Here is a 15616-nt window from a genome sequence, read left to right on the forward strand (position 1 = left end):
ACTAACCCAGGCCGCCCGAAGTGCGGGTAGCGGCAAAGCAAGCCGGGTGGCCGGCCAGCAGTTGGCTGCCGGCATAGGCATAAAAGGTTGGTTCGCCGGACGCCAGCGGCAGGCCGCACAGCGCGCAGGTCACCTGGTCCTGACAGGGTATTAAAATACCGGTCAACTGACCGCCCTGCCAGGGTACCGTCAGCTGTTCCAGCCGGCTTTGCAGGGGCTGTACCGGGCTACAGGCCGGGTGAAAAAAGTACCTGAACTTGCGGCCGTTCTGGCGGTATTTTAATTCCACCGCCGGGCTGAAGGGGGGTATGGGCTGCCGGCAATGGCGGCAGGTGCGGGCCCGGCCCAGCGTGCTTTTTAATACATACCTGGCCTGAGCCGGTTTTTTGCGCACCTCCCGGTCTTTCCAGTACAGTTGCTGGCGGGCCGGATCACTGGCCACCCATTTTTCAATTTCGTTATAATATGATCGGTAATCACGGTCTACCAGCTTGATGTGAGCCGGAAAACCGGCTTCCACCACCATCCGGTGAAATTCGTTTTCGGCAGCCTCATGGGCCAGCCCGTCCATTTTGTGGGTGGCCCAGTTATATCCATGCTCGGTTAACCACTTGTGGTAGGTGTGAAAAATGTTGCCGCTGCACACCAGGTAACGATCCGCCGGGCCGGCCCCGGCGGCAGCCATTAAATCAATCATCAGCTGGCAAACCAGCTCCTCCCAGCCCATTTTATTGCTCCAGGTTACCGGCACCCGGGCTGCATAAACCTCATTGGTTTCCTCACACACCAGCACCAGCACTTCACCAAAGGCCCGGCAGCCGCCGCCGGCATCCTCCACATACCAGGTTTTCAAACATATCACCTCATCAAGCAAAACAGGCCTCCGGTTGGCCACCAAGAAGCCTGCTGTTGTGTACCAGAACTATCACTTAATATAGTAAACAATTTTCCGTGGTCTTGCAACCGCAGATTCTGCCTGCCCGGTCAGTGTCGGGAGCATTAACGGACGGCCGCTTCACCGGCCAGGGTTATTTTGCCCTGCCGGTACACCGGCACCACTTCTAACAGATCCACCTGGGCGCAATAGGCCAAATCTGACGCCAACCCCAGTTGCACCAGTTTTTGCCCGTGCAGGGAGTCATGCAGGGCCTGCAGCGGGTTGGCGCTGTAGTATTCAGCCAGCCGCAGGGCTGCCATTGCTGCGTCGGTCAGCACCAGGGGGCGGCCTTTATAAAGGGGCCGTTCTTCCGCATACGGCCCGTCGGACGCCGGAGCAGCCGCCGGTGCTGTTGCTTCTCCGGAGGGCAGCAGCTTTAACAACTGCCGGATAACCAGGCCGGCCGCCAGGGTGTCCTCCAGGGAAAACTGCCCCCGGGTGCCGGCGCACACCAGCGCCACGTCACGGCCTGCCGCCACCAGTGCCCGGGCGGTTGCCGTAACGTTCAGCAAACTGCCGATGATAACCAGGCCGCTGCCCGCGGCTGCCAGCCTAATGGCCCGGGTGCCGTTGGTGGTGGTTAAAATAATTGTCTTGCCCTGCACCACCGGCCGGGTGTATTCCGACGGCGAGTTGCCCAGGTGAAAGCCCGGCAGCCTTACGGCACCCCGTTCACCGCCCAGCAAACAGGTTTGTTCCGGCAGGCTTTGGGCCAGCGCCAGGGCATCCGCCACTTCTGACACCGGCAGCACCGCCTGACAGCCGTTCGCCAGGGCAGTGCAAACTGTAGAACTGGCTCTTAAGATGTCGAACATAACTGCCGATTTATTTATCAGGGACTCCCGGCTGATCTGTTCGGCAGTGGGAATAAGTGAAATCTCCATCTGTATCATTCCTTTCCCGACCCTTCATTATGCTCATATTATACATTAAATATAAAGGGGGTTCACGATGGCTCTGAGTGGCGAGAGCAAAGGTTAAAGAAAATTTAAATCTGCCCTTGATGCAGGAATTTAACCGCAACTGGTCGTAAATTAGAAAATAATTCAATTTTAATTGAGGATGTGACGAGATTGGAAATTATGACCCCTCTGGGGATTTTATTTGCAGCCACCTGCCTGATTGCAGGTTTCCTTTGGGAAGGCGGGCACGCCTCTGCCCTGCTGGCCCCCAGCGCCTTTGTCATTGTTATCGGCGGCACCATAGGTGCCACTGTTATTGCCTTTTCCACCAGCGAAGTGCTTTCCATGCCCAAACTGGTAAAAACGGCCATGACCAAAAAACTGCCGGATTTTTCCGAAACCATTAATTTAATCGTGGAGCTGGCCGAAAAGGCCCGCCGGGAAGGTTTGCTTTACCTGGACAGCCAGCTGCACACCATTGAAGACCCGTTTCTCCGTAAAGCCATGCAGCTGGTGGTGGATGGCACCGATCCGGAAATGGTGCGCAGTATTTTGGAAACAGAGGTTTACGCTTCCTACGAAAGGCACCAGGTGGGCGTACATATTTTTGAAGCGGCAGGAGGCTATGCCCCTACCATGGGCATTATCGGTACGGTTATGGGTCTGGTGCACGTGCTGGGCAGCCTGCAGGACCCGGACAGCCTGGGTCCCGCCATTGCCATGGCCTTTATTGCTACCCTGTACGGGGTATCTTCCGCCAACGTTTTCTGGCTGCCCATCGGCGGCAAATTAAAAAATTTGAGCAAAAAAGAATTAATCCTGCGCGAAATGATGATTGAGGGCGTGCTGGCCCTGCAGGCGGGCTACAACCCCTCCATTATCCGGGAAAGACTGAACGCCTTTATTAAACCCGGCCAGGTGAAGAACCAAGCAGATGAAGGTGAAGCGTAATGAAAAAACGGGGCCAGGAACCGGTTAAGGAAAACCATGAGCGGTGGCTGATTACCTACGCCGACTTAATTACCTTGCTGCTGATTTTTTTTGTGGTAATGTACACCCTCAGTAAAATTGATGCCAATAAATATTATGCCATAGCATCCTCCCTGGCTAAAACCATGGGCGGCAGCCAGAGCATTATGGAGAGCGGCGGCCCCTCGATGGTGCCCGGGGCCAGCGAAAGCAAAGAGCTGGACACCGCCATGGAAAACCTGGAACAGCAGAACATGGAGAAGATCAAACGGCAGATCCAGGCCTATGTGGACGAAAACGGCTTGTCCGGCAAGGTTACCGTTACCATTGAGGAACGCGGCGTGGTGGTCAGCTTCCAGGATGTGGTTTTGTTTCCCCTGGGCGTGGCCGAGCTGAATTCTTCCTCCCGGGAGATTGTCGACAAGGTGGGGGCTATCCTGCGCCAGACCCCCAATTACATCCGGGTGGAGGGGCATACCGACGACCTGCCCATCAATACCAGCCGTTTCCCCTCCAACTGGGAGCTGTCTCTGGCCAGGTCAGCCAGTGTGGTGCACCGCTTAATTGCATACAGCGGCATTTCGCCCGACCGGCTGTCGGCCACCGGCTACGGCGAATACCGGCCCAGAAAACCCAATGATTCGGATGCCAACCGCCAGCAAAACCGGCGGGTTGATATAGTGGTATTAAGAACCAAGTTCCGGGATGTGGAACCGGAAGCGGTACACGAACTTTTGCCAACCAACCAACCCAAGGAGTGATGGATAGTGTCAAAGGCCATGCAGAACAGCCAGGAACTGCAAATTGTTGTGTTTCAACTGGCAGAACAAGTCTACGGCATAGATATTAATTCTGTTTACGAAATTATCCGGATGGAAAACATTACGAAAATTCCCCGGGCACCTCACTTTGTGGAAGGCGTGATTAACCTGCGGGGCCGCATTATCCCGGTCATCGACCTGAGCCGCCGCTTTGGCCTGGAGCAAAAGCAGCGCACCCAGGCCTGCCGCATTATCATTGTGGAGGTGGCGGGTCAAACCGTCGGCATGATTGTGGATTCCGTCCAGGAAGTGCTGCGCTTGCCCCTGGCCGGTATTGAGCCGCCCCCGCCGGTGGTGCATGGCATTGATGCGGCCTACCTGCGGGGCATTGCCATTTTAGAGGAACGGTTAATCATCCTGCTGGATCAGGATAAAATCCTGCTGGAAGAAGAAAAGGCCCAGCTGCTGCAGGCCGATATTGCCGGGAGCCAAGTCTAGGAGGGACAGAGCATGTTTTCAGATTTAGAAATTGGGGTATTTATTGACGAGCTGGAAGAAAAAATTCAGGTTATTAACGACGGCCTGCTGGCGCTGGAACGGGATGAAGGGAACCCCGACATTATCCAGGAAATCTTCCGGGCCGCCCACACCGTTAAAGGGTCTTCCGGCATTATGGGCTATCAAAATATGGCCAATCTGACCCATGAAATGGAAAACCTGTTTGACAAAATCCGCCATGGCGAAATCCAGGTGACTTCTGCCATGATTAACGTGCTGTTTGAGTGCCTGGATACCCTGAAGGCCCTGAAGGAAGAAGTAACCGGCGAGGGGCCGCCGGTGGACACCGCCGGCGTAGTGGCAAAAATCAAGCAGTTTGTGGCGGGGGCGGGTTCTGACCGGCCGGCCCGGCCGGCGTCGGCAGCGGCGCCGCCGGAACAGGCGGCAGCTGTTGCGGCTGCTCCGGCCCCCCGGCGCTGGCTGGACATCGGCGAAGTGGAAGAAAACGTAATCCGGGAAGCGGAACTGCGGGGTTTTCAGTGTTATAAAGTGGCGGTGGACATCGACCGGGATTGCCAAATGAAAAACGTGCGGGCTTTCCTGGTTTTTGAAACCCTGCAGCAGGCAGGAGAAATTATCAAAAGCGAACCGCCGGCCGAAGATATTCAAGAAGGCAAGTACGACCTGGGTTTCCAACTGCTGCTGGTGACCAAAGAGGATGCCGACCGCATTAAAAACCTGGTTATCACCATCTCCGAAGTTACCGAGGCGGAGGTGCAGCCGGTGGTGCTGGGTAATCCGGAACCCGCCCTGGCTGCTGCTGCGCCCGACACGGCCGGCCGGCTGCCGGCAGCCGGGCCGGAGCATAACGGTACCAAGCCGGAAGCTGCTGATAAAAAGGCGGTTAAAACCGTACGGGTGGATGTTAACAAGCTGGATAATTTAATGAACCTGGTGGGCGAATTGGTCATCGACCGCACCCGCCTCAACCGTTTTGCCGAAATATTTGAGTCACGCTTTGGCTCGGATGACCTGGTGGAAGCCATTAACGAGATTTCCAACCACCTGGGCCAGGTTACCGGCGACCTGCAGGAGCAAATTATGAAGGCGCGCATGCTGCCGGTGGCCCAGTTGTTCAACCGGTTCCCCCGCATGGTGCGGGATACCGCCCAGAAACTGGGCAAAGAAATCGACTTTGTGGTGGAGGGCAAGGAAACCGAGCTGGACCGCAACGTTATTGAGGTAATCGGCGACCCCCTCATCCACCTGATCCGCAACGCCATCGACCACGGCATCGAACCGGCCCAGGAGCGACTGGCCGCCGGCAAGCCGGCCACCGGTACCCTGCTGCTGAAGGCCTCCTATGCCGAAAGCCATATTGTTATTACTGTTAAGGATGACGGCCGGGGTATGGATGCCGGCAAAATACGCCACAAAGCAGTGGAAATGGGCTTTGTGGACCGGGAAACCGCCGATCGCATGAGCGACCGGGAGGCCTTGCAACTGATCTTTAGGCCGGGCTTTTCCACCAAGAACAATGAGGTGAGCGATTTATCCGGCCGGGGCGTGGGCATGGATGTGGTAAATACTGCCATTGAACAAATCAACGGCACGGTGGAATTGGATACCAAGCCGGGCGCCGGCACCACCATTACCATCCGGCTGCCCCTGACCCTGGCCATCATCCGGGCCCTCATGGTAACCCTGGGCAACCAGGTGTATGCCTTCCCCTTGACCAACGTGTCTGAAACCATCCGCATCACCGACCAGGATGTCCGCCGCATCGGCAACAATGAGGTCATTGTGGTAAGGGATAAAATCCTGCCCTTGGTACGCCTGGGCCGGCTGTTCAACTGCTCCGAATGTCAGGAAGACAGCAAAATGTTTGTGGTCATTCTTGGTTCCGGCGACAAGCGCATTGCCGTAGTGGTAGACAAGCTGCTGGGCGAACAGGAGATTGTGATTAAATCTCTGGGCGATTACCTGGGCCAGGTGCCCGGCTTGTCCGGCGCTTGCATCCTGGGCGACGGCAAAGTGGCCCTGATTGTAGACGTGCGGGGCCTGGTGAAAGAACTGGGTACCGAGGAGGTAGCTTATGCTGCCGGTTAAAGTCCTGGTGGTGGATGATTCCTCGCTGATGCGGCGGCTGATCAGCCGCCTGCTGGAGGGTGACAGGGAAATTAAAGTCATCGGCACCGCCGCCGACGGCCTGGAGGCTTTGCAGCAGATTAAAAACCTCAAGCCGGATGTGGTTACCCTGGACGTGGAAATGCCCAAACTGGACGGCATTGCCACCCTGCGCCGTTTGATGAAGGAATGTCCCACGCCCACAGTCATGTTAAGCGCCCACACCCACGAAGGTGCCCGGGCCACCATGGACGCCCTGTCGGCCGGGGCGGTGGACTTTGTGCCTAAACCGGCCACTTCCGCCGAACTGCCCAGGATGGTGGAGGAATTAAAGGCTAAAATCAAGGTGGCCTCCCGGGTGGTATTGCGCCGGGTGGTCAAAACCACGTTGGCGCCGGCCGGTTCGGCAACCCCGCCCCGCCGGCCGGCCCTGGCGCCCCGGCAACAGGTGTGCGGCAAAATCGACCTGGTGGTGATCGGCTGCTCCACTGGCGGCCCGGCCGCCCTGCAGCAAATCATCCCCTACCTGCCGGCGGATCTGCCCGCCGGCGTGGTGATTGTGCAGCACATCCCGGTGGGTTTTTCTAAATCGATGGCAGAACATTTAGATAAAAAAAGCGCCCTTGCGGTGCGCCATGCCGAGTCGGGCGATGCCGTCAAACCGGGCCTGGCGCTGGTGGCGCCGGCGGGCTATGATTTGAACTTTGTACCCCAGGGCAGCGGCGCCGCCGTAAGCCTGAGCAATTTTGGCCAGCCGCTGGCTCCCGGCGGTTTCCGCCCTTCGGTAGATTGGGTTATGCAATCTGCCGCCGAGGTGTACGGCTGCCGCGCCCTGGGGGTGCTGCTTACCGGCATGGGGCGGGACGGCGCCCGGGGCATGCTGGCCATTAAAGAACAGGGCGGTCCCACCATTGCCGAGCACGAAAGCACCTGTGTGGTGTACGGTATGCCCCGGGCGGCGGTGGAACTGGGGGCAGCCCAAAAAGTGGTGCCCTTGCCGCAAATTGCCCAGGAAATTCAAAGGTTTTTCTGAAAAACAGGTTAAGAAACAGGCCTAACCTGCCGATATATACTGCAGTAACAAGAGAACTTGCAGGTGATCGAGATGAAAATCAACGGGTTTAAACCAGCCGGTGACTTAATTAAAGCATATAACCGGCAAAAGACCGAGCAGGCCGGGTCAAAACAGGCTGCCGGTACGGCCGGGGCTACCCTGCAGCTGTCTGCAGCAGCCAGGTTTAAAAAAGAAATTGAAACAGCCTTGCAAAACCTGCCGGAGATCAGGGAAGACCTGGTCAACCGCTTGCGAACAGAGATTCAGGCCGGCACTTACCGGCCGGCTGCCGATAAAATTGCTGAAGGCATATTGAAAGAGAGGCTCCTGGATAAATTGGTTTAAAGGATGATGCAAAAATGGAGTCTTTATTTTTTAACTTGAGCCGGCTGTTGTCCGCCCTGCAGGAAAAACTGGCGGATATGCTGCAGGCCACCGAAAAGCACAACCAGGCCCTGCGGCACAACGATATGGAGGCCCTCCGGCTGGCGCTGCAAGAGCTGCACGCCATCACTGCCCAGACCAGGCAGCTGGACCGGCAGCGGGAAGCCGTACAAGCAGCCCTGGAGGCACAGCTAAATTTGCCGGCGGGGGCCACCTTAAGCGAAACCCTGCAGCACGCTCCGGCCGGGCTGGCCCGGGAGATGCATAAAACGGCCGGTTCCCTGCGGCAGTTAACCGAAGCCATTAACAGCATGGCGGCATTAAACAAAATCCTCACCCAAAATGCCATGCAGTTTAACCAGATTTTGCTGGCCGGCTGCCAGCCCGCCCAGACCACCTACAAGCCGGGCGGTCAGGCAACGGTGGCCGCCGAACCCCTCTCGTTGCTCAACAAAACCGTTTAACTTTATGCATGATGACAGCTAACAGCCGGCCCTATTGCCGGCTTAAAAAGGTGGTATCTACATGCCTGGAACCTGGTTTGGACTGGAAATTGCCAAAAGGGGCGTCATGTCCCACCGTACTGCCCTGGACGTAACAGGGCACAACATTGCCAATGCCAACACCGAAGGCTACTCCCGCCAGGAGGCGGTGCTTAAGCCCACCGATCCCTGGACCCTGCCCGACCTGGCCACCAAAATGCTGCCGGGCCAGCTGGGCACCGGCGTATCGGTGGAAGAAGTGCGGCGCATCCGGGACTATTACCTGGATGTGCAGTCCCGCCAGTCCGGCAGCTACGAAGGCTACTGGGAGAAAAGGCTGGACCTGGCCAAACGGATGGAAACCGTGTTCCCGGAACCGGACGGCCGGGGCCTGCAGGCAGTGCTGCTGAATTTCTTCAACGACTGGCAGGATGTCAACAACAACCCGGCCGACCCGGGCGTTAAAAAAGCGGTGATTGAATCTGCCGATGAACTGGCGGGTATTTTCCGCCAGATGCACACCCAGCTCAGCACCATCGGCGAGGGCATTGCGGTTGCCGCTGCCGGCGAGGATCCGCCGGGCTACTTCCGGGTGGTGGGGGGTATGATGAGCTTTGAGGCAGATAAAATCAACCTGATTACCAAAAGGATTGCCGATCTTTCCAATACCATCATCCGCCTTAAACAAAACGGCGCTTCCCCCAACGACCTGCTGGACCAGCGGGATGCCCTGCTGGATGAGCTGGCCAAATACGGCAATATTAAAACCACCATCAGCGACGGCGGCCAAATCACGGTGAGCTTTATCGATGCCGGCGGCAGTTTTGATATTGTCAAAATGAATAACGGCCAGGCTGAGGCGGGCCAGGTGGCAGTGTTTAAGGACAACAGTGCCGACCCCCATTACCACCTGCTGCTGGATTACGACGGCACCTTTGATGCGGCCGATGCCAAACTGGACTTAACGGCACGGGCTGTTTATTCCCCGCTCTTGGCCGGTTCCGGCCAGGGTTCCCTGCTGGGCCTGGAAGCCGCCCGCCAGGATAATGCCAAGCTGTTGAAGGATTTGGACGACCTGGCCCTTAAACTGGTGGAACTGGTAAACGGCGGCGCAACCGATAGCCCGCCCGGCTCCGGCATTGAGTTTTTTGATGCATCTGCCACCGGGGCGGCCGACATCAAAGTAAAAGCCGGCTACCTGGATATTATCGGCCAGAACGCCATCAACGTGGCCCGCCTGCGCAGCACCTTGATTACCGTAGGCAGCGTCGCCAACACTACCTTTGAGAACTTTTACCAGGGCATTGTGGCCCAGGTGGGGGCCAATGTGGATCACTACGCCAACATGCTGGAAAACCAGCAGGCCATCGGCAGTCAGATTGAAGCCCTGCGCCAGTCGGTGTCCGGCGTTTCGGTGGACGAGGAACTGACCCGCATGATCCAGTTCCAGTACGGCTACCAGGCCTCCGCCCGCATGCTCGCCCTGCAGGACGAGTTGCTTGATTATTTAATTAACCGTATCCGCTAAAGGGGGAGGTGTGTAAAATGTTGCGTGTTTCCAACACCCTGCTGGCCAACAATATGTGCCGCTATATCCAGAACAACCTGCAGCGGTCGGCCAAAGTGCAGGAGCACAGCGCCACCGGCAAAACCATTAACCGGCCTTCGGATAACCCGTCAGAAATCAGCCAGCTGATGGCCATTAACGCCACCCTGACCGGCAACGAGCAATACCTGCGCAACATCCAGGACGGCCTGGCTTACCTGAACCAGACCGATACCGCCCTGAACACCGTCGGTGTGACCTTGCAGGATGCCAAAGCACTGGCCCTGCAGGGGGCTAACGGCACCCTGACGGAAGAAGACCGCAAGGCCATCGCCGAGCAAATTGACAAGCAAATTGACGCCCTGGTGGACCTGGGCAACAGCAGCCTGGGCGGCAAGTACCTGTTTGCCGGCACCCAGAACGGCATGCCGCCCTTTATGCGTCAAGGCGATAAGATTTACTACCGGGGCAATACCGACCTGGTGCAGCGGGAAATCCTGTTTGGCGGCAGCTACCCGGTGGTGGCGCCCGGCGTGGCGGATGCAGCGTCGTCAGAAAACGGTGTTTTTGGCAAGCTGACCGCCAACACCATAGAAGAACCGCCCGGTTCCGGCCAAATCTGGACCGAGGTGACCGGCGGCCCCCTGGAAGTTTTGAAAAACCTGCGGGATGCCCTGCAAACCAATGACACCGCCGGCATTAATACTGCCCTGGGCCGGTTGGACGCCGCCCATGATGAAGTATTGGCGCATCGGGTCGCGGTGGGCGCCCGTACCCGCCACCTGGAAGCGGTGCAGGAACAGCTGGAGGATCAAGAAACCAAGCTGAAGGAGCGGCTGGTGCAGGTGCAGGGGGCAGACATTGCCAAACTCACCATTGAAGCGGCCGAAAACCAGCTGGTACACCAGGCCTCCCTGATGACTGCCGCCAACCTGTTGAACGTCAGCCTGCTGCAGTATTTGAAATAACAGCAGGTATTACTGCTGCTGCGGCAAAACCGCCGGGTAGTATGAAGAACTGACCTGCAGTACCGGGGCCGGCTGCCCCAAGGGAGGTGCTGCCTTATGAAAATCGGCGCGGGCGGCCTGCAAAACCTGGCCGCCCAGGAAATGATCGCCCGCCAGGGCGATGCCGCTGCCAGGAGCAAGCCGCTGCCCGACCCTGCGGTCATGCAGGCCCGGGACATGGCCCGGAACCTGCTCCACCAGGACCTCAACCGGGCGGTGGAACAGCTTAACCGGCTGGCCCGCATGCTCAACCAGAGCCTGGAATTTGCCCTGGTTAAGCAGGGCAAAGAAAGCCGCATCAGGGTAAAAGACAAAGCCGGCGGCCGCAGCCGGCATCTCACCCCGGCACAAGCCCTGGCCCTGCTTGCAGAGGATGCACAACCGTCAGAAAAAACCAAAGGCCGCCACCTGGACGGCTATGCCTAGCGGCAACATTTTAATTGTATATTTTAATTATATTAAAATACAAACAACTTCCTGGAATTTCTGTTACAATCACTATAAATGCTTAAAAGCGAGGTTTGTACAAACCGGCAACCGCTGCCTGCCAGGAGCGGTTTTTATTTTAACAAAAAAATATTTCTCAACACTAAACTTATTGCTGCCACTGCCGAAATAAATACTGGAAAGCAAATCCGGGGCGGCCGACCGGATACAGCTTTTACCGCACGGATGCGGTAATAAAATAAATTCATGGAGGAATGAAAAATGAGAATCAACCACAACATTGCAGCGCTGAATACCTACCGTCAGTTGAGCAACAACAACGCCATCGGCGCAAAATCGCTGGAGAAGCTCTCCTCTGGCTTGCGCATCAACCGCGCCGGTGACGACGCAGCAGGTTTGGCCATCAGCGAAAAGATGCGCGGGCAGATCAGGGGTTTGGACATGGCATCTAAGAATGCTCAGGATGGTATTTCCTTAATACAGACTGCTGAAGGTGCTTTAAACGAAACCCACAGTATTCTGCAGCGTATGCGTGAATTAGCAGTTCAGGCTTCTAACGACACTAATACTAATGATGACCGTGAAGAACTGCAAAAAGAATTAGATCAGTTAATTAAAGAAATTGATCGTATTTCTGACACTACAGAATTTAACACTAAGAAACTATTGGATGGCTCGCTTAGTGGTGTACGTTCAGTTGCACAATTTGCTAAATTTGATGAAAATAACACGGCTTCATTTACTGCCATTGCAGCTGCAACTACAATCAGTGTTGACAATACTTATAACGTAAGAATTACATCTGCTGATTCTACTGGGACAACCTATATCGTTACCTGGACAGATTCTACTGGTACTAGTGGGACATTTGCGGTTAACAAAACTGGCGGCACAATTGGGTTTACTAATGCCGCAACCTTAACCTTAGCAGCATTAACTGCTGCTAACATTGGTGATGAAGTGACCTTTACTACAAGGCAGACAGTTACAGATAATACCGATACTGCTTTAAGCTATCAAATTGGTGCTAATTCTTCTCAAACAATGCGCGTTGAGATAGAAGACATGAGTGCCAGTGCTCTGCATGTTAGCGGTCTGAAAATCAATACCCAACAAGCAGCTGAAGCATCTGTCTCCGCTATCAATAAAGCGCTGACTGATGTTTCTGCCCAGCGTGCTAAGTTAGGTGCATTCCAAAATAGACTAGAACATACCATTAACAACCTTGGTACATCACAAGAAAACTTAACTGCCGCTGAGTCAAGGATTAGAGATGTAGATATGGCCAAGGAAATGATGGAATTTACCAAGAACAATATCCTGTCTCAAGCTGCCCAGGCAATGCTTGCTCAGGCAAACCAACAGCCACAAGGAGTTCTGCAACTTTTACGGTAGTAGAAATAAAGAGGGAGCAAAAGAAGCTCCCTCTTTATTATATAAAACTTATATTTTGCATGTAAGAAGGGAACATGAAAGATGAAACTCTCGGCCTGTGTTATAACAAAAAATGAAGAGAAAAATATTGTATCCTGTTTGGAAAGCGTAAAGTCTCTTGTGTCTGAAATGATAGTAGTGGATACTGGTTCGACGGATAAGACGGTAGATGTGGCAAAAGGGTTAGGGGCTAAAGTGTATCATTATGAATGGTGCAACGATTTTTCCAAAGCTAGAAATTATGCAATATCTAAAGCTAAAGGGCAGTGGATAATTTTTCTTGACGCAGACGAGTACCTTACAAGAGAATCTATTAATAAATTAAAGCTAGTAGTTATTGAAGCTAATAATAGAAAAGCAGACTTTTTGGTTTGCATGCTAACTAACTATGATAAGAAAAGTAAAAAAGCGATAAATTCTGTTCCTGTTATTCGCATATTTAGAAATGACAATAATATTGAATATTATGGTGCAATTCATGAAATGTTAATTCGTAAAGATTGCAATCCAAAGATATTAGATGCTACAAATTATATTAAAATTATTCATACAGGCTATTCCTTGGACGATATTAGGGATAAAAACAAGATGCACAGGAATCTTGAACTGTTGCTGAAAGAACTTGAGAAAAACCCCCAAGACAGTAATTTGTGTTTTTATATTTCTGAATCATATGCTATAGGGGGATGTTATGATAAAACAATAGACTATGCATTAAAAGCGATTAAATATAATAACGGTACATTGCTTGGTATGTATCAGAAAAACTATCTTAATTTAATAAATGCTATGGTGCAATTAAAGTATCCTAAAGAAGAAGTCATAAATATTGTTAAAGAAGCTAACAAAGCTTTCCCGGAATTTCCTGATTTTTATTTTTACCTTGCAGATTTTTATGAACAAGATAAACGTTATTATGATGCTATTGATGCATATGAACGGGGCATACAAAATTTTGAGAATGGATTGATTGGTCAATCTAGTGCGCATTTTAACTTGGCTAATATAACAAGACTCATGGGTGATATATATTTTAAAAAGGGAAACTTTCATAAAAGTATAGAAATGTATATTGAATCGTTAAAGACTGATTATGATAATTATATTTCACTAAAACAGTTACTGTTTATTCTTTCGAAGTTTGAATCTGCTAAAGAGATAATCAAGTTCTTAGGTAATATGTATGATTATAGCAATTTAAAACATTTACTGCTTTTATTAAAAGCTTCATTACAAGCTAATAGTCCTAATCTTGCAGAGTATTATTATTTTTTGATTCAAAACTTATCGCAGGGTGATAAACTAACTAAGGAATCAGCCGATATTGATATGTTAAATGATAAATATGATAGTGCAGCAATGAAGTTTAATCAGCTGTATCTACATGCATATGACACTAGATTTGCTATTAAAGGAACAATAGCTTCTATTTTAGCTAAAGATGAGGAGAGTTTATGCAGGCTTAAGAAAATCGTAAAGCCTTCATTAAAAAGATTTATTCAATGGTATCTAAAAGAAGACGTATCATTTTTAAAATCTGACAAGTATGTTCTTCTTGATGTTTTTCAAGAAATGATTAAATTATCTAAAATTGACAAGTTGACTATTTTTAATGATATAATCGAAAATATGGATATTATTCAAGAAGTTGCAGAGTTATGTTATTATTATGGGCAATATAGTTATGCAGTAGAAATGTTCCATAAATACATAGAAAAAGATAATATCTTGCCTTCACATAAATTGGCTGACATTTTAGTAAAAATGGCAGATTGTTTGTACAAAACTGGTCAGTTAGATCTTGCACTTGAGTTTTTTATTGATGCTCTAAAAATTAACCCTATGGACTTTAGAGTGTATGAAACACCTATAGAAATCTGTAAAAAATTAAATAACCAACAACTTCTTAAAGAACTGGTTGACAAAGCAATTCTTTATTTCCCTGACTCAAAATATATTATGTCTTATAAAAAGGTTGTGAATTAATGAATAGAGTTAAAAATATTTTATATTTGGGTTGGTTAGGAAGGGGTAACGTAGGAGACGATATTTTATATACTCTTTTTAAAAGGTTGTTTTATCAGTTCTTCGATAGAAATGCAAATGATTATGAAGTTAACATTGATGGATATTTGCCAATTAATAATTATACATGGGATTTAAAAGTTTATGATTTAGTCGTATTAGGTGGGGGATCATTATTTAATATTCCTTACTGGATTGATCTGTGCTTAAAAGCAAAGGAATTAAATATACCCCTAATATCTTGGGGTACCGGAATTGATGGCTTATATACTTCAGAGGATGTTGGCAAGATTAATGACACAAGAGTATGGTTAAATGATGACTTGAAAACAAAGATTATGGAAATAACAAGTTATATGAAATATATTTCAGTTCGAGGTCCTTTAACGAAGGAAGTACTAATAAATATAGGCGTTGAGCCCTATAAGGTGCAAATAGTTGGTGATCCAGCACTAATATACACCAACTCGATAAGCCAACCTAATAATAGAAAAATTTTGGTAAATTGGGGGACCTCATATAATAATATTTTTGGCGGTAACGAAGAAAAATTAGAGGAACAATTAGAGATAACAATACAGATCTTGCTTAATAAAGGATATGACATAGTCATATATCCAATATGGGTAGAAGATATTGAAGTTGTTCAAAGGCTTGGCAGCAAATTCACAGAAAGTAATTTGACAGTTATAAATCAAGTTTATGACGCAAATAAACTTGTTAAACTAATTAATGATTCTTTTTTAACTATAAATATAAAATTACATGCTAATATAATATCAGCTGCAGTGGGTCGACCATTTATATCGTTAGCATACAGAGGTAAATGTTTTGATTTTGCAGAGACTGTTGAGAGTAATGATCTAATAATTTCTACTGATAAAGTACATGCTGGGGAAATTTTAGATCGGATCAAGTTAATAGAAATTAATTATAAACAAATTGTAAACCGCTTTATTAAAGCAAAGGAAGAGTACATGCCTAAATTATTGATAAGCTTAAAAAACATTGTTAAATTGTTAGATAAGGAGTAATACTCAAGT

General features: G+C 50.7%; 15 protein-coding genes. 13 read left to right on the top strand and 2 right to left on the bottom strand.

From position 1 onward, the window contains the following. Window position 1: 1 nt before the first annotated feature. Window positions 2–862: a hypothetical protein gene (locus DESHY_RS11565; RefSeq protein WP_235695575.1), complete on the bottom strand. Its 861-nt coding sequence runs from the start codon at window positions 860–862 to the stop codon at window positions 2–4. 137 nt (window positions 863–999) lie between these two features. Then, entirely contained in the window at window positions 1000–1821 is an 822-nt protein-coding gene (locus DESHY_RS11570) for a 2-phosphosulfolactate phosphatase (RefSeq protein WP_008412972.1), read from the bottom strand. Between the two features lie 189 nt (window positions 1822–2010). Between DESHY_RS11570 and DESHY_RS11575 the strand changes: the two genes are divergently transcribed. The 13 genes from DESHY_RS11575 (at window position 2011) to DESHY_RS11635 (ending at window position 15607) form a co-directional block, all read left to right on the top strand. After that, the gene (locus tag DESHY_RS11575) at window positions 2011–2790 is read left to right on the top strand and encodes a flagellar motor protein (RefSeq protein ID WP_008412974.1); all 780 of its coding nucleotides are present in this window, start codon (window positions 2011–2013) and stop codon (window positions 2788–2790) included. Beyond that, the gene (locus DESHY_RS11580) at window positions 2790–3569 is read left to right on the top strand and encodes a flagellar motor protein MotB (protein WP_008412976.1); all 780 of its coding nucleotides are present in this window, start codon (window positions 2790–2792) and stop codon (window positions 3567–3569) included. Before DESHY_RS11575 ends, DESHY_RS11580 begins: the two co-directional genes overlap by 1 nt. Window positions 3570–3587: 18 nt before the next feature. Beyond that, window positions 3588–4067 (top strand): chemotaxis protein CheW, encoded by a 480-nt coding sequence (locus tag DESHY_RS11585; protein WP_072866190.1) that lies wholly within the window; start codon window positions 3588–3590, stop codon window positions 4065–4067. Window positions 4068–4079: 12 nt separating this feature from the next. Further along, entirely contained in the window at window positions 4080–6176 is a 2097-nt protein-coding gene (locus DESHY_RS11590) for a chemotaxis protein CheA (protein ID WP_008412980.1), read from the top strand. Then, window positions 6163–7227 (top strand): protein-glutamate methylesterase/protein-glutamine glutaminase, encoded by a 1065-nt coding sequence (locus tag DESHY_RS11595; protein WP_008412982.1) that lies wholly within the window; start codon window positions 6163–6165, stop codon window positions 7225–7227. Before DESHY_RS11590 ends, DESHY_RS11595 begins: the two co-directional genes overlap by 14 nt. A gap of 72 nt (window positions 7228–7299) precedes the next feature. Beyond that, the gene (gene flgM / locus DESHY_RS11600; protein WP_008412984.1) at window positions 7300–7593 is read left to right on the top strand and encodes a flagellar biosynthesis anti-sigma factor FlgM; all 294 of its coding nucleotides are present in this window, start codon (window positions 7300–7302) and stop codon (window positions 7591–7593) included. A gap of 14 nt (window positions 7594–7607) precedes the next feature. Continuing rightward, window positions 7608–8096 carry a flagellar protein FlgN gene (locus DESHY_RS11605; RefSeq protein WP_008412986.1) on the top strand — a complete coding sequence of 163 codons (489 nt, stop codon included), beginning with the start codon at window positions 7608–7610 and terminating at the stop codon, window positions 8094–8096. A gap of 61 nt (window positions 8097–8157) precedes the next feature. Then, on the top strand, window positions 8158–9642 hold the full coding sequence (locus DESHY_RS11610; protein ID WP_008412987.1) for a FlgK family flagellar hook-associated protein: 1485 nt from the start codon (window positions 8158–8160) through the stop codon (window positions 9640–9642). A 17-nt stretch (window positions 9643–9659) separates the two neighbouring features. Further along, a complete protein-coding gene (gene flgL / locus DESHY_RS11615; RefSeq protein ID WP_008412989.1) occupies window positions 9660–10628 on the top strand; it encodes a flagellar hook-associated protein FlgL in 969 nt (322 codons plus the stop codon). A 96-nt stretch (window positions 10629–10724) separates the two neighbouring features. Beyond that, a complete protein-coding gene (locus tag DESHY_RS11620; RefSeq protein ID WP_008412992.1) occupies window positions 10725–11093 on the top strand; it encodes a flagellar protein FlaG in 369 nt (122 codons plus the stop codon). A 282-nt stretch (window positions 11094–11375) separates the two neighbouring features. After that, window positions 11376–12509 (top strand): flagellin N-terminal helical domain-containing protein, encoded by a 1134-nt coding sequence (locus DESHY_RS11625; protein ID WP_008412994.1) that lies wholly within the window; start codon window positions 11376–11378, stop codon window positions 12507–12509. Between the two features lie 81 nt (window positions 12510–12590). Continuing rightward, window positions 12591–14534 carry a glycosyltransferase gene (locus tag DESHY_RS11630; RefSeq protein WP_008412997.1) on the top strand — a complete coding sequence of 648 codons (1944 nt, stop codon included), beginning with the start codon at window positions 12591–12593 and terminating at the stop codon, window positions 14532–14534. Continuing rightward, the gene (locus DESHY_RS11635; RefSeq protein WP_008412998.1) at window positions 14534–15607 is read left to right on the top strand and encodes a polysaccharide pyruvyl transferase family protein; all 1074 of its coding nucleotides are present in this window, start codon (window positions 14534–14536) and stop codon (window positions 15605–15607) included. Before DESHY_RS11630 ends, DESHY_RS11635 begins: the two co-directional genes overlap by 1 nt. Window positions 15608–15616 lie beyond the last annotated feature (9 nt).

Origin of the sequence: Desulforamulus hydrothermalis Lam5 = DSM 18033 (genome assembly GCF_000315365.1) — a bacterium.
Classification (GTDB): Bacteria; Bacillota; Desulfotomaculia; order Desulfotomaculales; family Desulfotomaculaceae; genus Desulfotomaculum; species Desulfotomaculum hydrothermale.